At 70.6% G+C, this 19922-nt stretch carries 21 protein-coding genes; 2 read left to right on the top strand and 19 right to left on the bottom strand.

Translation table 11 applies throughout. The features are described 5' to 3' along the window. Positions 1–15 precede the first annotated feature (15 nt). The 11 genes from AC3WPZ_RS07690 to AC3WPZ_RS07640 form a co-directional block, all read right to left on the bottom strand. Positions 16–1260, bottom strand: a complete 1245-nt coding sequence (locus AC3WPZ_RS07690; protein WP_492438994.1) for an efflux RND transporter periplasmic adaptor subunit — start codon at positions 1258–1260, stop codon at positions 16–18. Positions 1261–1492: 232 nt separating this feature from the next. Beyond that, on the bottom strand, positions 1493–1987 hold the full coding sequence (locus AC3WPZ_RS07685) for a thioesterase family protein (protein WP_382154405.1): 495 nt from the start codon (positions 1985–1987) through the stop codon (positions 1493–1495). Further along, positions 1984–3150, bottom strand: a complete 1167-nt coding sequence (locus AC3WPZ_RS07680; RefSeq protein WP_492438992.1) for an acyl-CoA dehydrogenase family protein — start codon at positions 3148–3150, stop codon at positions 1984–1986. The genes AC3WPZ_RS07685 and AC3WPZ_RS07680 overlap by 4 nt, the downstream gene beginning before the upstream one ends. Continuing rightward, positions 3147–5063, bottom strand: a complete 1917-nt coding sequence (locus AC3WPZ_RS07675) for an acetyl/propionyl/methylcrotonyl-CoA carboxylase subunit alpha (RefSeq protein WP_492438990.1) — start codon at positions 5061–5063, stop codon at positions 3147–3149. The genes AC3WPZ_RS07680 and AC3WPZ_RS07675 overlap by 4 nt, the downstream gene beginning before the upstream one ends. Next, positions 5060–5860 (bottom strand): enoyl-CoA hydratase/isomerase family protein, encoded by an 801-nt coding sequence (locus AC3WPZ_RS07670; protein WP_444687385.1) that lies wholly within the window; start codon positions 5858–5860, stop codon positions 5060–5062. Before AC3WPZ_RS07670 ends, AC3WPZ_RS07675 begins: the two co-directional genes overlap by 4 nt. Then, positions 5857–7029, bottom strand: coding sequence for an acyl-CoA dehydrogenase family protein (locus tag AC3WPZ_RS07665; protein WP_492438987.1), 1173 nt, complete (start codon positions 7027–7029; stop codon positions 5857–5859). The genes AC3WPZ_RS07670 and AC3WPZ_RS07665 overlap by 4 nt, the downstream gene beginning before the upstream one ends. Before the next feature lie 41 nt (positions 7030–7070). Further along, positions 7071–8675: an acyl-CoA carboxylase subunit beta gene (locus tag AC3WPZ_RS07660; protein WP_492438985.1), complete on the bottom strand. Its 1605-nt coding sequence runs from the start codon at positions 8673–8675 to the stop codon at positions 7071–7073. Further along, positions 8668–9567: an SDR family oxidoreductase gene (locus AC3WPZ_RS07655; protein ID WP_492438983.1), complete on the bottom strand. Its 900-nt coding sequence runs from the start codon at positions 9565–9567 to the stop codon at positions 8668–8670. The genes AC3WPZ_RS07660 and AC3WPZ_RS07655 overlap by 8 nt, the downstream gene beginning before the upstream one ends. Further along, the gene (locus tag AC3WPZ_RS07650) at positions 9564–10250 is read right to left on the bottom strand and encodes a TetR/AcrR family transcriptional regulator (protein WP_291111238.1); all 687 of its coding nucleotides are present in this window, start codon (positions 10248–10250) and stop codon (positions 9564–9566) included. The genes AC3WPZ_RS07655 and AC3WPZ_RS07650 overlap by 4 nt, the downstream gene beginning before the upstream one ends. Positions 10251–10316: 66 nt before the next feature. Next, complete coding sequence (locus AC3WPZ_RS07645; protein ID WP_492438981.1) at positions 10317–11477, bottom strand: glycosyltransferase; 1161 nt, start codon at positions 11475–11477, stop codon at positions 10317–10319. Positions 11478–11502: 25 nt separating this feature from the next. Beyond that, positions 11503–12303: a dioxygenase family protein gene (locus tag AC3WPZ_RS07640; protein ID WP_492438979.1), complete on the bottom strand. Its 801-nt coding sequence runs from the start codon at positions 12301–12303 to the stop codon at positions 11503–11505. Positions 12304–12402: 99 nt separating this feature from the next. Here AC3WPZ_RS07640 and AC3WPZ_RS07635 point away from each other — a divergent pair, with 99 nt between their 5' ends. Continuing rightward, positions 12403–13338 (top strand): LysR family transcriptional regulator, encoded by a 936-nt coding sequence (locus AC3WPZ_RS07635; RefSeq protein ID WP_492438977.1) that lies wholly within the window; start codon positions 12403–12405, stop codon positions 13336–13338. Here the strand turns inward: AC3WPZ_RS07635 and AC3WPZ_RS07630 are convergent. Continuing rightward, positions 13335–13808 (bottom strand): MarR family winged helix-turn-helix transcriptional regulator, encoded by a 474-nt coding sequence (locus tag AC3WPZ_RS07630; RefSeq protein WP_492438975.1) that lies wholly within the window; start codon positions 13806–13808, stop codon positions 13335–13337. The two genes, AC3WPZ_RS07635 and AC3WPZ_RS07630, sit on opposite strands and share 4 nt — an antisense overlap. Positions 13809–13915: 107 nt before the next feature. Here AC3WPZ_RS07630 and AC3WPZ_RS07625 point away from each other — a divergent pair, with 107 nt between their 5' ends. Beyond that, entirely contained in the window at positions 13916–14896 is a 981-nt protein-coding gene (locus AC3WPZ_RS07625) for a Bug family tripartite tricarboxylate transporter substrate binding protein (protein WP_492438973.1), read from the top strand. On the opposite strand, the gene AC3WPZ_RS07620 is transcribed toward AC3WPZ_RS07625, so the two are convergent. The 7 genes from AC3WPZ_RS07620 to AC3WPZ_RS07590 all read right to left on the bottom strand — a co-directional run bounded on the left by AC3WPZ_RS07620 (position 14893) and on the right by AC3WPZ_RS07590 (position 19919). Continuing rightward, complete coding sequence (locus AC3WPZ_RS07620; protein WP_291111225.1) at positions 14893–15282, bottom strand: YciI family protein; 390 nt, start codon at positions 15280–15282, stop codon at positions 14893–14895. The genes AC3WPZ_RS07625 and AC3WPZ_RS07620 overlap by 4 nt on opposite strands. Continuing rightward, on the bottom strand, positions 15279–15668 hold the full coding sequence (locus tag AC3WPZ_RS07615) for a nuclear transport factor 2 family protein (protein ID WP_444687392.1): 390 nt from the start codon (positions 15666–15668) through the stop codon (positions 15279–15281). Before AC3WPZ_RS07615 ends, AC3WPZ_RS07620 begins: the two co-directional genes overlap by 4 nt. 14 nt (positions 15669–15682) lie before the next feature. Then, the gene (locus AC3WPZ_RS07610; RefSeq protein ID WP_382321882.1) at positions 15683–16162 is read right to left on the bottom strand and encodes a hypothetical protein; all 480 of its coding nucleotides are present in this window, start codon (positions 16160–16162) and stop codon (positions 15683–15685) included. Then, a complete protein-coding gene (locus AC3WPZ_RS07605; protein ID WP_382321883.1) occupies positions 16155–17381 on the bottom strand; it encodes a flavin-containing monooxygenase in 1227 nt (408 codons plus the stop codon). Before AC3WPZ_RS07605 ends, AC3WPZ_RS07610 begins: the two co-directional genes overlap by 8 nt. A 102-nt stretch (positions 17382–17483) precedes the next feature. Continuing rightward, positions 17484–17930, bottom strand: a complete 447-nt coding sequence (locus tag AC3WPZ_RS07600; protein ID WP_382154323.1) for a MaoC family dehydratase — start codon at positions 17928–17930, stop codon at positions 17484–17486. Then, complete coding sequence (locus tag AC3WPZ_RS07595; protein ID WP_492438971.1) at positions 17923–18897, bottom strand: Bug family tripartite tricarboxylate transporter substrate binding protein; 975 nt, start codon at positions 18895–18897, stop codon at positions 17923–17925. Before AC3WPZ_RS07595 ends, AC3WPZ_RS07600 begins: the two co-directional genes overlap by 8 nt. Before the next feature lie 26 nt (positions 18898–18923). Beyond that, on the bottom strand, positions 18924–19919 hold the full coding sequence (locus AC3WPZ_RS07590; protein WP_492438969.1) for an acrylyl-CoA reductase family protein: 996 nt from the start codon (positions 19917–19919) through the stop codon (positions 18924–18926). Between the last annotated feature and the right edge of the window lie 3 nt (positions 19920–19922).

Here is a 19922-nt window from a genome sequence, read left to right as displayed (position 1 = left end):
CGGCGAGCGCCCCCGTCAGCGCACCGGGGTGGCGGGCGCCGCCGGCTGATCGGGTTCCGGCGCCAGCGGCGAACCGGCGGGCAGCGCCGCCGCCTGCACCACGTTCACCGCGCGGCCGTTCTCCAGGCGGTCCAGGCCTTCGAGCACCACCGGCTCGCCGCTGACCAGGCCCTTGAGCACCACGGTGCGCCCGCCGCTCGCGGGGCCGAGCGTGAGGTCGCGCACCTGGGCCTTGTTCTCGGCGATCACATACACATAACTGCCGCGCGAGCCGTGCTGCACCGCGTCGGTGGGAATCGTCACCGCGCCGGGCAGCTGGCGCAGCGCCAGGCGCACGTTCACGAACTGGTTGGGAAACAGCGCGTCGTCCGCGTTCTCGAAACGCGCCTTGAGCCGCAGCGTGCCCGTGGCCGCGTCGATCTGGTTGTCCAGCGTGTCCAGCCGGCCCAGGGCCAGGCGGGTTCGGTTGTCCCGGTCCCAGGCCTCGGCGGGAGGCGGGTTCTTGCCGTCGTGCGCGGCGCGCACCTCGGCCACCTGCGGCTCGGGCACGCTGAACACCACCGACACCGGTTGCGTCTGCGTCAGCGTGAACAGGCCGTTGGCGTCGTTGGCCGACAGCAGGTTGCCCGCGTCCACCCGGCGCAGGCCGATGCGGCCGGCGATGGGCGCCACGATGCGCGTGTAGGAGAGCTGCAGCTTCGCGTTGTCCACCTGCGCCTCGTCGGATTTCAGCGTGCCGCGCAGCTGCTGCACCAGCGCGGCCTGGCGGTCCAGCACCTGGCGGGCCACGGCGTCGCGCTTGAAAAGACCTTCATAGCGGGCCAGTTCGCTCTCGGCGTTGCGCAGCTGGGCCAGGTTCTGCTGCTGCTGGCCCTGCGCCTGCGCCAGCGCCACGCGCAAGGGCTCGGGGTCGATCTCGGCCAGCAACTGACCGCGCGCCACCTTCTGCCCTTCGCGCACCAGCACGCGCGCCAGCTGGCCGTCCACCCGGCTGCGCACCGTCACCGTGTTGTACGGCGCCACCGTGCCGACGGCGCGGGCCTGCACCGTGAAGTCTTCGGTGCGCGCCGGCTCCACCCGCACCGCCACCGGGCCGCGCCAGGCGCTGGGTGCGGCGGGGGCTTGTGGCGGCGGGCGCAGCAGGAACCACCAGGCCGCGAAGCCGACGCCCAGGAACAGGCCCAGCCACAACAGCCGGCGCGGCCAGGACAGACGGGAAGGCGAGTGCGCAGCGGCGGAAGAAGGCTCAGGTGCGGACATGAAAACGTGTGGAAAGGCGAAAGGGAGAGGCGAAAAGCGGGCCGGTGGCTGGTCGAACACCGGCCTCTCTGGCGGCGTCGACGCTGGCTGCGTGAGAGCAGGCACGAACGACAGATGATAGCCATTCGCAACTGCTTGTAACGGCGTCTGACCGCGGCCGGCGTGGAAGGTTCACTTCACATCACGCCAAGTCTGCCGACCCTGGGAGAAGGCCGAGCGCACCGCCCCTTCTTCAAGAAACGATGTAAGCCCCCGCCCCCACACACAACAGCTTGCCATCCGCCCCCTCGAACGCCATGCGCGTGTTCGCCACCCTCGAGCCCAGCCGCAGCACCTCGGCGCTCAGCTTGAAGTACTCGCCCACGCAAGGGCGCAGGTAGTCGATGCGCAGGTCGATGGTGCCGAGCTTGGCGAAGCGCTGCAGGCGCTGCATCGGCTCTTCGTTCATGTGGCGCGCGCCGTTGGCGGCAATGCAGGCCAGGCCGCCCATGGCGTCGAGCGCGGCGCTGACCACGCCGCCGTGCACGCGGCCGTGCTGGTAGTGGCCGATCAGGTCGGCCTTCATGTCGATACGCGCGGTCACGCGCTCGGGGCGGATGTCCTCGATCTTCAGGCCCAGCACCTTGTTGAAGACGATCTTGTTCTCGAACAGGTCCTTGAGCACGGCGATGAACTCGGGCTCGAACTCGGTCGGCGCGGAAGAAGTGGCGGCGGTGTGTTTGCTCATAGTCCCCATTGTCGTGCGGCCAGTTCCTTCATGATTTCCTCGGCGCCGCCGCCGATCATCATCACCTTCACTTCGCGGTAGACGCGCTCGCTCACGGTGCCGCGCATGTAGCCCATGCCGCCGAGGATCTGCACCGCGGCATCGGCGCAGAACTGCATGGTCTGCGTGGCGTGGTTCTTGAGCAGGCAGACGTTGGCCACCCAGTCGCCGCCGTCGTCGCCCGCGTCCACGCGCGCGCCCAGCGCCTCCAGCCAGGCTTCGGTGGAGCGGATGCGCATCTGCATGTCCATGAGCTTGTGGCGGATCACCTGGCGCTCGATGAGCGGCGCGCCGAAGGTGCTGCGCTGCCGGGCCCAGGCCAGGGCTTCGTCGTGGCAGGCTTCGGCGAAGCCGAGCGCCATGGCGGACAGGGCCAGGCGCTCGCCGTTGAAGTTGCCCATGATCATGCGAAAACCCGCGCCTTCGGCGCCCAGGCGGTGGCGCGCGGGCACGCGCACGCCGTCGAAGCGCAGGTGCGCGGTGTCCGAGCACAGCCAGCCCATCTTCTGCAGCGCGCTGCGCGAGATGCCCGGGGCATCGCAGGGCACCACGAGCATGGAGATGCCGCTCGCCCCCTTGCTCTGCGGGTCGGTGCGCACCGCGAGGGTGATCCAGTCGCAGCGCATGCCGGAGGTGATGAACACCTTTTCGCCGTCGATGACGTACTCGTCGCCTTCGAGCCGCGCAGTGGTGCGCAGGGCCGCCACGTCGGAGCCGCCGCCGGGCTCGGTGATGCCCAGGGCCGCGATCTTCTCGCCGCGCAGCACGGGTGGGATCACCTCCCGCTGCAGTTCGGGCGTGCCGTGCGCGAGCACGGGCGGCAGGCCGATGTTGTGGGTGAACAGGCTGGCCATCACGCCGCCGCTGCCGCCGTACCGGGCAAGCGTGCGCGACATGGCGTTGCGCGCGCTCCAGGGCGCGGGCGTGCCACCCAGGAGCTCGGGGTAGCCCAGGCCGAGCAGGCCGATGTCGGCGGCCTCGCGGTGCAGCGAGCGCGGCAGTTCGCCCGCGTCTTCCCAGGCGGGCACGTGGGGCGCGATCGCCTGCGTGGCGAAACGCCGCACGGTGTCGACCAGCGCGGCGCGGTCTTCGGCGGTGAAGGCGGAGAGGTCGGTGGTGTTCATGCGGCGAAGGTCACCAGCAATTGCCCGGGCGCGACCTGCTGGCCCGCCGCCACCGAGAGCGCTTCCACGGTCACGTCGCGCGGCGCGGCCAGGGTGTGTTCGAGCTTCATGGATTCGATGACCAGCAGCGGTTCGCCCTTGGCGATGACCGCCCCCGGTTGCACGTGCACCGCGATCAGTTTGCCGTTGAAGGGCGCGCGCAGTTCGCGCGCGGCGGACGCACCGCCCGCGCGCTCGCGCGGCGCGAGGCTGAGATCGGTGAGCGACACGGTGTGCGCACCGGCCTGCACCTGCCAGCGGCCCGCGCCCAGCGGCGCGGCGCTCACGGGCCAGGTGACACCGCCGATGACCACACGGCCCGGGGCCACGCGGGCGGGCACGGTGCGCTCGCCCCAGGCCACGCTCAGGGCGCCCTGCCCTTGTTCCTGCACCGCGAGGTCCAGCACCTGGTCACCGTGCAACCAGCGCAGCGGGCGGACGAAGGGGCATGGCAACGCGGTGGCGGGCGCCTGCGCACCGAACACCGCCGCGAGCACACCGGCCAGCACGGCGTCGGGCGGGTGCAGCAGCATGGCGCGCACGGTGTCGCCCTCTTCGGCCAGGAAGGGGATGAGCGCGCCGCCTTCGTGGAACAAGGGGTGGCGCAGGCAGGCCGCGAGAAAGGCGCGGTTGGTGGGCAGGCCCAGCACCAGGGTCTGGTCCAGCGCGTGGGCCAAGCGGTCGATTGCCTCCCTTCGGGTGGGCGCATGGGCAATCAGCTTGCCGAGCATGGCGTCGTAGTGCGGCGTGATCTCGCTGCCGGTTTCCAGCGCGTGGTCGAAGCGCAGGCCGCTCGGCAGGGGCGGCTCGGCGAAGTGCCGCACGCGGCCGGTGTGCGGCGTGTAGTGCTCGTCTTCGGCGCACAGGCGCACCTCGATGGCGTGGCCGTGGAAGGTGATGGCGTCCTGCGCCAACGGCAGCGGCTGGCCACGCGCGACGCGCAGCTGCCATTCCACAAGATCCAAGCCAGTGAGCGCTTCGGTGACAGGGTGTTCCACCTGCAGTCGGGTGTTCATCTCCATCAGGAAGAACTCGTTCCCATCCACCAGGAATTCCACCGTGCCCGCACCCACATAGCCAGCGGCCTGGGCCAGCGCCACGGCGCAGCGGCCCAGCTGTTCGCGCAACTCGGGCGAGACGGCCGGGCTCGGCGCTTCTTCGATGATCTTCTGGTGCCGGCGCTGCACCGAGCAGTCCCGCTCGCCCAGGTGCACGCAGTGGCCGTGGGCGTCGGCGAACACCTGCACCTCCACGTGCCTCGGGCGCAGCAGGGCGCGTTCGATCAGCAGGTCGCCGTTGGCAAAACCCGCCAGCGCCTCCGAGCGCGCGCCCTTGAGCGCGGGCAGCAGCTGCGCGGCCTCGTGCACCAGGCGCATGCCGCGCCCCCCACCGCCGGCCACGGCCTTGACCATCAGCGGGAAACCGACGCGCTGCGCCTCGGCCACGAAGGTGTCTTCGCGCTGGTCGTCGCCGAAGTAACCGGGCAGGCAGGGCACACCGTGTTGCACAGCCAGCGCCTTGGCGGCGGACTTGCTGCCCAGCGCGCGGATGGCCGCCGGCGGCGGGCCGACCCAGGTGAGGCGGGCGTCGATCACGGCCTGCGCGAAGTCGGCGTTCTCGCTCAGGAAACCGTAGCCCGGGTGCACGGCGTCGGCCCCGGTGGCCACGGCGGCGTCGAGCAGGCGGTCCACACGCAGGTAGGAATCGGCCGAGGCCGCGCCGCCGAGCGCGTAGGCGCTGGTGGCTTCGCGCACGTGCAGGGCGCCCGCGTCGGGTTCGGAGAACACGGCCACGGTCTCGATGCCCATGGCGTGTGCGGTGCGGATGATGCGGCGGGCGATCTCGCCGCGGTTGGCGATGAGCAGGCGCTTCATGGCTTCGGCGCCCAGGGCGCGGGCTGCTTCTTCGCGAAAGCGGCCAGACCACCGGCCGCCTCCGGGCCGCGCAGCGCGCTGGCAAAGGCGATGGCGGCTTCGTCGCGCAGATCCGGCGCCTCGCCGCGCAGGCGCTGCAACAGGCGCTTGGTGCTGGCCACGGCGCCGGGCGCGGCGCGCTTCATCGCCTGCACTCGTTCGGGCAGCGCGGCGGCCAACGCGCCATCGGGCACCACCTCGTCCACCAGGCCGAGCGCCTGCGCGTCGGCCGCGCGGTATGCGCGGCCTTGCAGCAGGCACTGGCGCGCGGCCGCATCGCCCAGGCGCTGCCACACGAAGGGCGCGATCTGCGCGGGCGGCAGGCCCAGCGTCACCTCGGGCGTGGCGAAGCTGGAGCCTTCAGTGGCGATCACGTGGTCCGCGCAGCACACCAGGCCAAAGCCGCCGCCCATGGCCGCGCCGTCCACCGCGCACACCAGCAGCTGCGGCAGCGCGCAGAGCGCGTGCAGCACATCGCCGAAACCCCGGTTCAGCGCGATCAGCGGGTCGTCCTCGCCGGGCTGCAATGGCTGGCCGATGGCGCTGGCGAAGTTGCCCAGGCTGCCACCGGCGCTGAACGCGCCCGGCGCGCCGGTGAGGATGACAACCCGCAACGTCGAGTCCTGCTGCGCGCGCAGGCAGGCCTCGTACAGGCCCACCACCATGGCGTCGCTCAGGGCGTTGCGTGTGGCGGGGTCGTTGAGCGTCCAGCGCTCCACGTCGCCCGCGCGCTCGACCAGGAAAGCCGCGCCGCTCACTTCTGCGGCCTCTTGGCGATGCCCATGATCTTGCTCAGGATGCCCATCATCACCTCGTCGGCGCCGCCGCCGATGGAGGCCAGGCGCCCGTCGCGGTACATGCGCGAGACCTTGTTCTCCCAGGTGAAGCCCATGCCGCCCCAGAACTGCAGGCAGGTGTCGGGCACGATGCGGTTGAGCCGGCCGGCCTTGAGCTTGGCCATGGTGGCCCACTCGGTCACGTCCTCGCCGGCCACGTAGTGCTCCACCGCCAGGTAGGTGAGCGCGCGCAGGCTCTCCACCTCGGTCTTGAGCTCGGCCAGCTTGAACTGCACCCACTGCTGGTCGGCCAGGCTGGCGCCGAAGAGCTTGCGGTCCTGCGCCCACTCCACCGTCCAGCCGATGCAGTTGGAGAGGCTCTGCAGCGTGCTGGCCGCGCACCAGAGTCGCTCTTCCTGGAACTGCTGCATCTGGTAGATGAAGCCCGAGCCTTCGGTGCCGATCAGGTTTTTCTGCGGCACGCGCACCTCGTCGAAATAGATCAAACCGGTGTCGCTGCTGTTCATGCCGATCTTCCGGATCTTCTGCGCCACCTCGATGCCCTTGACCAGCTTGCCGTTCTCGCGCATGCGCACCATCACCAGGCTCTTGTTCTTGTGCGCCGGGCCGTCGCTGGTGTTGACCAGCATGCACATCCAGTCGGCCTGCAGGCTGTTGGTGATCCACATCTTCTGGCCGCTGATGAGGTAGTCGTCGCCGTCCTTGCGCGCCACGCTCTTGATGGCCGAGACATCGCTGCCCGCGCCGGGCTCGCTCACGCCGATGCAGCCCACCATGTCGCCCGCGATCGCCGGCGCGAGGAATTCGCGCTTGAGTGCCTCGCTGCCGAAACGCGCGAGGGCGGGCGTGGCCATGTCGGTCTGCACGCCGATGGCCATGGGCACGCCGCCGCAGTGGATGTGGCCCAGGGTCTCGGCCATGGCCATGCTGTAGCTGTAGTCCAGCCCCGCGCCACCATATTCCTCGGGCTTGGTCAGGCCCAGCAGACCCAGCTTGCCCAGGCCCTTGAAGATCTCGTGCGCGGGCATCATCTCGGCCGCTTCCCATTCGTCCACGTGCGGGTTGATGTGCTCGTCGATGTAGCGCTTGAGGGTCTTCTGCACTTCGCGGTGTTCGTGGGTGAACTGCATGGTCTTGTCTCCGTCTGTGGTTCGAATGGGAAAGGGGGTGGCTACATGCGGGCCACGCCGAACTGCATGCGCCGGGGTTCGCGCGCGGCGGCCTCGGCGCAGGTGTCCAGGCAGAAGGCGAGCACGGCGCGGGTGTCGCGCGGGTCGATCACGCCGTCGTCGAGCACCAGGCCACTGGTGTGGAAGGCGTCGGCCTGGCTTTCGAACACGTTCACGATCTGGTCGAACTGGGCCTGCATCTGCGCCGGGTCGGGCGTGATGCCTTTTCGGGCCATGCCGGCTTCGGCCACGATCTGCATGGTGCGCGCGGCCTGCTCGCCGCCCATCACGGCGGTTTTCGCCTGCGGCCAGCTGAACAGAAAACGCGGCGAATAGCCGCGCCCGCACATGCCGTAGTTGCCCGCGCCGAAGGAGGCGCCGCACTGGATGGTGATCTGCGGCACGGTGGCGTTGGTCACGGCCTGGATCATCTTGCTGCCGTGCTTGATCATGCCGCCCTGCTCGCTGTCCTTGCCCACCATGTAGCCGGTGGTGTTCTGCAGGTAGATGAGGGGGTGGCCGAGCTGGCACATCCACTGGATGAAGTGCGTGGCCTTGTTCGCGCCCGCCACGTCGATCGGGCCGTTGTTGCTGATGAGGCCGACCGCATGGCCGCCGATGCGCGCCTGCGCGCACAGCGTGGCGGCACCGTAGAGCGGCTTGAATTCGAGCAGCTCGGAGCCGTCGACGATGCGCGCCATGACCTCGCGCATGTCCACCGGCTCGCGGTGGTGGGCGGGCATGAGGCCCAGCAACTCGTCGCGGTGGAACACCGGCTCGGCGGCCTGGGGCCTTGAAACGCCCTGCCAGCCGATGCGCTGCAGCAGGTCCCTCGCGATGCCCAGCGCCTGCCGGTCGTCCTCGGCCAGGTACTCGCCCAGGCCCGACACGCCGGTGTGCATCTCGGCGCCACCGAGCTCCTCTTCCGTCGCCACCTCGCCCGTGGCCGCCATCAGCAGGGGCGGCCCAGCGAGAAAGGCGCGCGAACGGCCACGCACCATGATCACGATGTCAGAGAGCCCCGGCATGTAGGCGCCGCCCGCCGTGCCCGAGCCGTGCTGCACGGTGATGACGGGAATGCCCGCCGCCGAGAGGCGCGCGAGGTTGCGGAACAGCGAGCCGCCGTGCACGAAGCCCTCCACCTTGTACTTGGTGAGGTTGGCGCCCGCGCTCTCCACCAGGTGCACGAAGGGCAGCTTGTTCTCCAGCGCGATCTCCTGCACGCGCAGGATCTTCTCCAGCCCGCGCGCCTGGATCGCGCCCGCGTCGATGCCCGAATCGCTGGCCACCACCATGCAGCGCACGCCGCCGATGAAACCCATGCCGGCCACCATGCCGCCGCCGGGCACGGACTTTTCGGGGTCCTTCGTGTCCTGCAGGTAACCGGCCAGCGCGCACAGCGGCACGTAGGGCGCGCCCGGGTCCAGCAGCAGGGCCACGCGCTCGCGCGGCAGCAGCTGGCCGCGCTTGTCGAACACGGGCTTGGACCTGGCCGAGGTCAGCGCGGCGCGGTCTTCGAGCGCGCGCAACTGGGCGATGCGCGCCAGCATGGCTTCGCGCCTTTGCTGCGCCACCGGGCTCTGGGGGTTGAACGACGACTCAAACATCCTGGAACACCTTGGGCGTCACGTAACGATGGAAACCATCGAAGGGCTTGACGGCGTCGCGGCCCTGCGCCTCGGCCGGCGCGGCCACCTGGCCCCAGCCCATGCGCACCTGCGGCCGCGCGCCGTCCACGCGCAGCACCGTGCCGCTGATGAAGCTGGCCGCCGGGCTGAGCAGGAACACGATGGCGGCCGAGGTTTCGGCCTCGTTGCCGAAGCGCCCGGCCGGCACCGTCTCGCGCATCTCGCGCAACATGGGGCCGGCCTCGGGCGGGTAGTGGTCCATGCCGTGCGAGGCGATGTAGCCCGGCGCCACGGCGTTCACGCGCACGCCGCTGCGCGCCCATTCCAGCGCGGCGGTTTCGGTGAAGTTCACCATGCCCGCGCGCGCCGCGCCGCTGTGGCCCATGCCGGGCATGGAGCCCCACATGTCGGCCACGATGTTGACGATGGCGCCGCCGTGCGCCTGCATGCTCTGCACGTAACACTCGCGCGCGAACAGGAAACCGCCCGTGAGGTTGGTGTCGATCACCGCCTGCCAGCCCTTGGCGCTGATGTTCTCCAGTGGCGTGATGTACTGGCCGCCCGCGTTGTTCACCAGGCCGTCGATGCGGCCGTGCGCGCCCACGATGGCCGTGACCACGGTGCGCACCGTGTCTTCCTGGCGGATGTCGCAGGCGTGGAAGCTGGCGCGCCCGCCGTCGCTCACGATCTCGCCGGCGGTGTCCTGCAGCTTGGCGAGGTTGCGCCCGATCAGCACCACGTGCGCGCCCAGGCTGGCGAGCTCGTGCGCGGTGCAGCGGCCGATGCCCGAGCCGCCGCCGGTGACCACGACCACGCGGCCGTGCAGCAGGCCCGGCGCGAAGGCCGAGCGGTAATGGGAGGTGGTGCTCATGCCGGCTCCTTCAGGAAAAGTTTCAAGGCCGATTCGGTGAGTTCGTCGAGCGAGACGCGCGAGCGCGCCTTGGCGCTGCGGCCCGAGGGCGGCACGTACCACTGGGCCGACCAGTTGAGCGCGCCGAAGATCATGAGCCGCGCGAGCACCGGGTCGGCACCGAGCTGGCCCTGCGCGTGCAGGGCTTCCAGCTCGGGCACCCAGTCGCCCTCGTAGCGGTCCTTCAACTGGTTGACCTCGCCGCGCTGCGCGGTGTTGAGCGAGCGCCATTCGTACAGCATCACGGGAATGAAATCGCTGTCGGGCCCGAGCAGCACCTCGAAGTGGTTGCGCATCAACACGCGCAGGCGCTCGCGCGGCGGTGCACCGGGCGGCAGCAAGGCCAGTGCGGCCTGCTGGCGCTGCAGCGCGCCCTGCATGCCTTCGAGCATCACCGCGCCGAGCAGGGCATCCTTGCTTTCGAAGTGGTAGAAGGGCGAGCCCGAGCGCATGCCCACGGCGGCCGCGATGTCGCGCGTGCTGGTGGCGGCAAAGCCCTGCTGGCGGAACAGGCGGGCCGCGCCCGCGATCAGCTCGCGGCGGCGGTTGCCGTCGTCGCGCTCATCGGCGGTCTTGCGCGGGCGGCCGCGCGGGCGGCGCGGCGCCTCGTCGGCGGGGGGTGCATCGGTGTCGGCCAGGCTCATGCGCGGCACGATAGCAGCCGGCTTGATTTTCAGCAAGCAGGCGCTTTGTAAAAATAAGAAGCCCTGTCACGCGCCGGACACGCGAACCGGCGGCCCTCTCACGGCCTGCGCCTCGTCCAGCACGCGTTCGAGGATCTGCGGGATCTCGAACAGCGCGCGGTTGTCCATGCGGCGCACACAGGCGCGGTGGCCGTCCAGGCCGGCCAGCAGCCGCGCCACCGCCGCGTCGATACCGCGAAAGCTGCGCAGCACCAGGCCCAGGCCGTTCTCGCGCACCCAGTGCGCGTTGTAGCGTTCCTGCGGCATGGTCCAGGCGTTGTCCACCACGATCACGGGCAACCCCTGCTGCACCGCCTCGCTCAGGCTGCCCGGCCCGGGTTTGCCAATGAAGAAATCGGCCAGGCGCATGTAGCGCGGCACCTCGGTGCTGAAGCCCACCACGCAGCGCGGCGCGCCGCGCGGCAGCGCCTGCAGGCGCGCGGCCAGGGCCTTGTTGTGGCCGCAGATCAGGATCAGCTGCGTGCTGGCCGCCAGGCGCTCGGCAATGCCCAGCATGGCCTTGGAGCCGTGGCCGCCGAACATCACGATGCCGGTGGGCCGCGAAGGATCGAGCCCGAGCTGGCGCAGCTCCTGCTCGCGGTCGAGCCGCATGGGCTGGTAGAACTCGGGCCGGATGATCATGCCGGAGGTGGCGTGCACCCGCTCGGGCGCGTGGCCCAGGGCGAGCGCCTGCGCCACCGCGCGCGGCGTGCCGCAGACCATGTGCTGGCGCGGGTCGCGCTCGATCCAGAAATTCGGCGGCACATCGGCCAGGTCGGTCAACACGGTGGCGTAGGGCACGCCCGGCAAGGACGCGCCCAGGCTCTCGAGCATGGCGCGGTTGAAGTTGGGCACCAGCGAGACCACCAGGTCCGGCTCGGTGCGCAGCCAGTGCTGCTGCAGCTGGCGCAGCAGCATGGGGTGCGCCAGGCGGATCAGGCCTTGCAGCAGCTTGAGCTCCTGCGCCATGCCGATGGTCCAGCCGCGCGCCAGGCGCCGGTTGTACCAGTCCTCCGGCGCGCTGCCGGTCATCTGCTGGAACTTGGCTTTCGGGTCCAGCACCTCGAACAGGTTGACGAGCCGCACGTTCCAGGGCGTGGGCTGTTCGCGCAGCACGGCCTCCAGCGCCAGGGCGGAAGCGCGGTGGCCGCCACCGGCATTGAAGTAGATCAGGTCGACGGTTCGCATGGGCCGATTGGATCGGCCCCATGTGTCAGTTGTGTGGCAAGCCGCCGGGCGCGCCGAAGACAAAACTGTCCATCGACAACACGCCGTGCGTGATGCCGCCATCGATCACCTCGGCGGCCACGCCCTCGCCCGCCGCGCCCGCCGCCACGAGCAAGGGCAGGAAATGCTCGGTGGTCGGGTGGGCGCGCTGCGCGTGCGGGGCGTCGTCCAGCGTGCGCCGCACGCGCGGGCTGTCGCCCTGGCGCACGGCCTCGCGCACCCAGGCCACGAACTCGGTGGCGTAGGCCGCGTCATCGCCGTGCCCGCTGCGGAACTCGTAAAGGTTGTGGGTCAGGCTGCCGGAGCCGATCACCAGCACGCCCTCGTCGCGCAAGGGGGCCAGCGCCTGCCCGAAAGCCCAGGCACCGGCCGCGTCCAGCCCATTCGGCAGCGAGACCTGGAACACGGGCACGTCGGCCTCCGGGTACAGGTAGCGCAGCGGCACCCAGGCGCCGTGGTCCAGGCCCCGGTGTTCCTCGCCCTGGGCGGTCCAGCCAGCCTGCGTCAACGCGTCCAGCGTGCGGCGGGCCAGCGCGGCATGCCCGGCGGCCGGGTAGCCGATCTCGTACAGCGGCTGCGGAAAACCACCGAAGTCGTGGATGGTGGCGGGCTGCTCGCTCAGGCCCACGCGCGCGCCGCGCGTCATCCAGTGCGGCGAGACGATCAGCACCGCCTTGGGCGTGGCCAGGGTGCGCCCGAGTGCGCTCAGTTTCGGGCCGGCAAGGCCGGGCTCCAGCGCGAACGTGGGGGCGCCGTGGGATACGAACAGGGTGGGCAGGCGGTTCATGAAGTGCTCCTTCAACAGGTCGATGGAGGGACTTTAAAAGTTCCACATCCAGAGATAAACATGCTTCAATGAGACAAACTGTTCCTGATTCAGAGACAAATGGACCGATTGGAAGCGATGAGGGTGTTTGCCGCGGTGGTCGATGCCGGCAGCTTTGTCGCGGCGTCCGACGCCCTGCCCATGTCCAAGGCGGCGGTGTCGCGGCACGTGGCGGAGCTGGAGTCGCACCTGGGCGTGCGCCTGCTCAACCGCACGACGCGGCGGCTCTCGCTCACGCCGGAAGGCGAGGTGTTCCACACGCGCTGCAAGGAGGTGCTGGCCTCGGTGGACGAGGCCGAGGCCGAGATCACCTCGCGCAGCGGCGAGGCCACCGGGCTGCTGCGCGTGAACGCGCCCTTCACCTTCGGCCTGCTGCACCTGGCGCCGCTGTGGGTGGCCTTCATGGCCAGCCACCCCAAGCTCACGCTGGACGTGACGCTGTCGGACCGCGTGGTCGATCTGGTGGAGGAAGGTTTCGACATGGCGGTGCGCATCGCGCGCCTGCCCGACTCCAGCCTGGTGAGCCGCCAGATCGCGAGCACGCGCTTGGTGCTGTGCGCCTCGCCCGGCTACCTGCGCCAGCACGGCACGCCCCGCCACCCCGCCGAGCTGGCGCAGCACCAGGTCGCCGCCTACAGCCTGTTCTCCATGGGCGACCACTGGAGCTTCACCGGGCCGCAGGGGCCGGTCTCGGTGAAGGTCTCGCCCCGGCTGCGCTGCAACAATGGCGACACCTGCCGCCTCGCGGCCCTGCGCCACCAGGGCATCGTGCTGCAGCCTTCCTTCCTCGTGGGCCCGGACCTGCAGGCCGGCACCCTGGTCGAGCTGATGCCCGAGTTCCGCTCCATCGAGCTGGGCGTGTACGTGGTCTACCCCTCGCGCAAGTTCGTCTCGCCCAAGGTGCGCCTGCTGATCGACTTTCTGGTCGAGGCCTTCCGCATGCAGGCCTGGCCGACGCAGAAACGCGCCAAAGGGCGCAGCGGAGGTGAGCGCTAGCGCCGCATGGGGCGCGAGCGCCGCTGCTTGGGCAGGTCCAGCGCCGCGAGGTTGGCCTTGGCGCGCTCGGCCAGGCGGTCCATCAGCCCGTCGAGTTGCGCGACCTCCTCCGGTTCCAGCGCCAGCAGCAGCTGCCGGTTGAGCTCCACCACCACGGGCAGAAACTCCTCGTGCAGCGCGCGGCCCTTGTCCGTCAGGGACACCTTCGCCTGCCGGCGGTCGCTGGGAATGACCTCGCGAGCGGCGAGTTCGAGGTCGACCAGGGTCGTGACGATGCGCGAGGTGCGCGCGCGGTCCAGTTGCGCCAAGTCCGCCAGCTCCGACGACAGCACCGGGCCGTGCCGGGCCAGCACCACGATCAGCCGCCACTCTCGGCGCGACACGCCATAGCGGGCCTGGCACAGCCGCCCCACGGGCGCGACGGCCGCCGCCTGAAGGCGGGTCAGGCGGTAGAGAAAGAGTTCACCCATCACACATCGACTCCACCAGTGAATACCCTGAGCATAGTTGTATTGATCAACCAATCCAGGAGGGCATAGATTCGAAAAGGCACCCGAACATCATCCAGGAGACTCCCATGCCATCCCCCCATTCCCCTGTGCGCGCCCTCTTGCTCGCCCTCGCGGCCGGCCTGGCCGCGCCCCAGGCCCTCGCGCAGACCTGGCCGAGCAAACCGGTGACCCTGGTGGTGGGCACACCGGCCGGCGGCGCGGTGGACGTGTACGGCCGGGCGCTGGCCGACCAGCTGGCGAAACAGACCGGCGGCACCTTCGTGGTGGAGAACAAGGGCGGGGCCAACGGCAACCTCAGCGCCGAGCAGGTCCGCAACGCGGCCGCCGACGGGCACACGCTGTGGATCAGCACCCAGGCCATGTTCACCATCAACCCCTCGGTCTACCCGGCCCTGCGCTGGAAGCAGTCGGACTTCAAGCCCATCGCCAAAGGCGTGGAGAACCCGCTGGTGCTGGTGACCCACCCATCCGTGCCGGCCAGGACGCTGCCCGATCTGGTGAAGTGGGTGGCGGCCAACCCGGGCCAGGTCACCTACGCCTCGTTCAGCCCCGGCACGCCGTCGCACTTCCTGGGCTTCCAGCTCAACGAACGCTTCAAGCTGGACATGGTGCACGTGCCCTACAAGGGCAGCGCACCGCAGATCACCGACCTGCTCGGCGGCCAGGTGCGGCTGGGTTTCGCTCAGTTGCAGGCCGCGCTGCCGCACGTGCAAAGCGGCAAGCTCCACGCCATCGCGGTCACCTCGCGCGAGCGCACCCGCTTCCTGCCCCAGGTGCCCAGCCTGGCCGAACTGGGTTACCCGGACCTGGGCGCCACGGTGTGGTTCGGCCTCATGGCCCCGTCGGCCACGCCCAAGGCGGTGGTGGACCAGATCCAGGCCGCCACGGTGAAGGCGCAGGCCGACGCGGACTACAAGGCCAGGCTGGAAGCGCAGGGCTTTGACGTGCCGCGGGAGAATGGCGAGGCCTTCGCGGCCACCATCGCAAGCGAGACGGCGCGCTGGGCCCAGGTGGTCAAGGCCACGGGTTTCAAGGCCAACGACTAACGCGTCGGTGTTTCGCTCGTCAGCGCGAACGCGCTGGCGCGCACCGGCTCGAACGGCCGGATCTCGTACTGCAGGCCGCAGGCCAGGCAGGGGTTGTCGGCCGAGAGGCGCGCGGCTTCTTCCAGGCTGGTGGCGCGCACGAACCAGAAGCCGCCCACCACCTCCTTGGCCTCGGCGAACGGGCCATCGACGATGCGCTCGCGCGTGACCAGTTTGCCGTCGCGCGCCAGCCGCTGGCCCGAGCGCATCACCCCCCGGGCCACCAGCTCGCCGTGCCACACGTAGAAGCGGTCGATCGCGGCCTGGATCTCCTCGGGCGACTTGTCGGCGTCCCACTGGCCGCGCGAGATCACCAGGAATTCCCTGGGTTCGAGGTCCGAGCTCATATCGCCACCCCGGCCGGTGGTTGCGGCGTGCGTTGCGCCGGGTCGTAGAAGAACTGCTCGGACACGATGCGTTCGCCCTCCCAGCGCTGCCAGGCCAGTTCCTCCATCTCGGTGACCGACTCGTCCCGCCAGACGAAGCGGAACCGCCAGCGGATCACCACGTGGTCGCCGTGGACGAGCACCGGGCGCACGCAGCGCGACTTGATGGACGCCGCGCGCGCCATCACCTGGCGCTCGCCGGCCACCAGCTGATCGCGGCCCACGCGCGGCGGCGCCTGGTTTTCCTGCATGCTGGCGTGCGGCGCGTAGAAGTCTTCGATGGCCTGGTCGTGCGCGTTCTGCTCCACCAGGGCGATGAAACGTTCGAGGGTGTCGGGGTTGGGCATGGCGGTGGGTGGGTTCAGTCGTTGGGGGCCCGCAGCATCAGCGATGCGAAGCCGAGGTGGTGCATGGTCTCGCGCAGGATGAGCACGTAGGCCGCGAATTCGGGCTGCGGCGGCAGGCCCGAGGAGGTGGCGGGCCGGCCGAGCGAGACCGCCGCGATCTGGTTGAACACCTGCTCGATGTCGTCGATCAGGAGCAGCGCGCCACCGGCCTCGCGCTCGTGCACCAAGCGGCGCAGCTCGTGCGCGGCGGCGTCCGACGTCACCAGCTGGGAGCCGCGCGGCAGCTGCCGCAGCAGCGGCATGACGGCATTTTCCACGTGTTCGATCGCGGTCTCGATCTCCAGCGCGGTGGGCGGCGTGTGCTTGAACGGGCCGTTGCCCAGCGCGCGGGTGCCGATGTCCAGCATCCACTCCAGGCTGCCCCCTTCGACGGGCTCGGTCGCGATGAAGGTCTCCTGCTTGCCGATCTCGATGTGGGTGCGCGCCTCACGCATGCCGGCCTCCGTTCGCCTGCCGCGCCGAGATGCGCTGCGCCACCCGCGGCGCCTGCAGGGCGATGGTGCGCAGCAGGCCGCCGGGCTGGCGCACGTCGAAGCCCACGAAGTGCAGGCCTTCGAGCGCGCCCTCGCCGCTCAGTTGCAAGGGGATGCCGCGTTCGTCCAGCGGCAAGGCGGTGCGGGGAAAGAGTTCACCCAGAGCCGCGTCGTAGCCGGTGGCCAGCAGCACGGTGTCGAACGGGTGTTCGCTGCCGTCGGTGAACCGCACCCCGCCCGACGTGAGGCGCTGGATGCCGGGGTAGACCAGGATGTCGCCGGTCTTGATGCGCTGCACCGTGCCCACGTCGATCACCGGCGTCTTGCCCTCCTCGCGCAACTGGCGCAACGGCGAGACGCTCGCGCTGGGCAGGCCGTGGCGGCGCAGGTCGCCCACGGTGAGGTTGCGCAGCAGCACGGCCAGCGCATCGCCCAGCACCGGCGGCAGTTGGCTGAGCATGAGGCTGGAGAGCTGCGCGGGCCGGCCGAGCACGTCGCGCCGCACGATGTTGACCGGCGAGCGCACCGAGAGCGCGGTGCGCACGCCGTGTTCCACCAGGTCCAGCGCGATCTCGGCACCGGTGTTGCCCATGCCGACCACCAGCACGCGCTGGCCCTTGAAGGGCGCGGCGTTGCGGTAGCCGCGGCTGTGCAGCAGGCGGCCCTGGAACACGTCTTCGCCCGGCAGGCGGGGGGCGCGCGGCTGGCGGTTGGCGCCGGTGGCCACCACCACGTGGTTGGCCGACAGCTGGCGCCCATTGGCCAGCGCCACCTGCCAGGGCGCGCCCGGGCCCTGCCGGGGTTCGATCGCCGTCACGTTCTGTCCCAGCGTGGGCTCGATGCCATGCTGGCGCGCGTAGGCGACCAGGTAGTCCACCACCCCCTGGCGCGGCACGTAACGCGGCGCGTCGTCGGGGAATGGCCGGCCGGGCAAGGCCGAATGGGTCTTGACGGTGTGCAGGTGCAGGCGCTCGTAATGGTGGCGCCAGGACGAGGCGATGTCCTGCGCGCGGTCGATCACCAGCGGGCTGTGCCCGCGCTGCACCAGGCAGGCCGCCACCGCCAGACCGGCCGGGCCGGCACCGACGATGATCACGTCGGCTTCCGTCTCGGGGTCGAGGGGGGCGTGGTTGGAACCGCGAAATGGCTCGGTGTGGAAATCGGGCGGGTCGTATTCCATGGCGGTGCCGTTATTTTCAGCCAGTTTGGCCGGCACCCTTTGCGCACGCCATGGGGCTTTCACCCACACGCAGGCGCCAAACCTGTCGCACAATGCCTCGCTTCAAGCCTCCGCCAACGGGCCTTGCCACAGCACCTGGGCATGGGCCTCCAGCACCACGGCCCCCTGCTGGTTGACCGTCTCACCCGCCAGCTCCACCACCCACTGCCCCGCCTTCCGGCTTTCGCGCAGGCGCTGCACCGTCCACGTGGCGCGCAGCGTGTCGCCGGGATAGACCGGCAGCCGGTAGCGGTTGTGCTGCTCCAGCAGGGCGATGCGGCTGCGGGCGAAGCGCGCGCCGATGGCGCTGGCCATGATCGCGGCGGTGACCGCGCCGTGGAAGATGCGGCCGCGCAGGCCCGCATGGGTCGCCGCGCCGTCGCTCACGTGCACCGGGTGCGTGCCCTGGGTCAGGCGCACCGCCTGTTCCAGGTCGTCGCCGGAGAGCTCGCGCGCCAGGCCGAACCGCTCGCCCAGCGCCACCCCGGGGCCGCCGGCCGGCTCAGTCAACGCGGGCTCCGGATTCGCGCACGATGCGGCCCCACTTCGCGTGGTCCTCCTGCAGCAGGCGGGCGAACTCCTCGGGGCTGTTGGGCCGCGCCACGGCACCGATCGTCAACATGGATTTCTGCATGCCCGGGTCGTCGAGCGCCTTGCGGATCTCCGCGTTCATGGCCATCACGATCTCCGCCGGCGCGCCCTTGGGGAACAGCACCCCCAGCCAGGGGCTCGCGACGAAGCCCGGCATGCCGGCCTCGATCAGGGTGGGTGCATCGGGCAGCTGCGGCACGCGCTTGCCGGAGGCCACGGCGATCAGCTTGAGCCGCCTGGATTCGATGTGCGGCACCGTGACCGTGAGGGTGTCGAAGCTGAGCATCACGTTGCCGGCCACGAGGTCCGCGATCGAGCGCACGCTGCCCTGGTAGGGGATGTGCATCATGGTGATGCCGGCCTCGCGCTTGAGGCGCTCCATCGCCAGGTGCGACAGCGTGCCGTTGCCCACCGACGAGTAGTTCAGCTTGCCGGGGTTGGCCTTGGCATAGGCCACCAGTTCGGCCAGGGTGTTGAACGGCGCCGACGGGTGGGCCACCAGCGCGAGCGGGATTTCCATCGCCACGCCGCTGGGCGCGAAGTCGGTGAGCGGGTCGTAGCCGACCGACTTGTACAGGTGCGGGTTGGTCACCAGCGAGGCCGTGGCGGCCAGCACCATGGTGTAGCCGTCCGGCGGCGACTTGGCCAGGTGGGCCAGGCCCAGGCTGCCGCCCTGCCCTGGCCGGTTCTCGACCACGAAGGGCTGCCCCATGGACTGCGACAGCCGGTCCGCCAGCAGGCGGGCCACGATGTCGGTGGCCTGCCCGGCGGGAAAGCCCACCACCAGTTTCACGGGACGGTCCGGGTAACGGCCGCCCTGCGCGCCGGACAGGCCGGCGAACAGGGTCAGCGTCAGCAGCAAAACAAGCCAGCGCGCGGTTTTCATGTTGTCTCCTCGTCGGTTGTCGGGGTCTACAGCTCGGGGGCCACGGCGATCACGGTGCGGCCGGTGTTGCGGCCCTCCACCACGTCCTTGATCACCTGGGGCAAGTCGTCGAAGGGCTTGACCTGCGCGATGCGGCCCAGGTGGCGCGGGCGCAGGTCGCTGGCCAGGCGGCGCCACACGTGTTCGCGCAGCGCGGGCTCGTTGTCGGAGTTGACGCCGATGAGCCGCACCCCGCGCAGGATGAAGGGCATGACGGTGGTCACCAGTTCCTGGCCCGCCGCGTTGCCGATGCTGGCGATCACGCCGTCCTTGTTCGTGGTGCGGGTGAGCGCGGCCAGGGGTTCGCCGCCGAGCGAATCCACCGCGCCGGCCCACAGCGCCTTCTCCAGCGGGCGGGTGGCGGCCGCCAGGTCGCTGGCCGCGACCACCTCGCTGGCGCCGAGTGCTTTCAGGTAAGGCGCCTGCGCGGGCTTGCCGGTGACGGCCACCACCTCGTAACCCCGCTGGGCCAGGATGTCGATGGCGATGCTGGCCACACCGCCGGTGGCGCCGTTGACGAGCACCCGGCCCCGCCCGGGCGCCAGGCCGTTGAGCTCCATCAGGTCCACCGCCAGGGCCGCCGTGTAGCCCGCCACGCCGATGGTGATCGCGTCCAGCGCGCTGAGCCCGGGTGGGATCGGGTTCACCCAGTCGGCCGGCACGCGGGTGCGGGTGGCGTAGCCGCCGTGCTGCGACACCCCGAAGCCGTGGCTGTGCACGATGACGGCGTCGCCCGGCTGGAAGCGCGGGCTCTGCGACGACTCCACCGTGCCCACGGCATCGATGCCGCCCACGCAGGGAAAGCGGCGGATGATGCGCCCGCGCCCGGTGGCCGCCAGCGCGTCCTTGTAGTTGACGCTGGCGTGGTGGATGCGCACGACCACGTCGCCCGGGTCGAGCTGCGACGGCGTCAAGGTGGTGAAGCGGGCCTGCACCGCGTCCGCGCTGCCTTCGATCAGATACGCCCGGATGGGGTCGTCCATGGT

The organism is Hydrogenophaga sp. FW305-3-2-15-A-LB1 (assembly GCF_058787875.1).
This window is presented reverse-complemented; position numbering and strand designations above follow the sequence as displayed.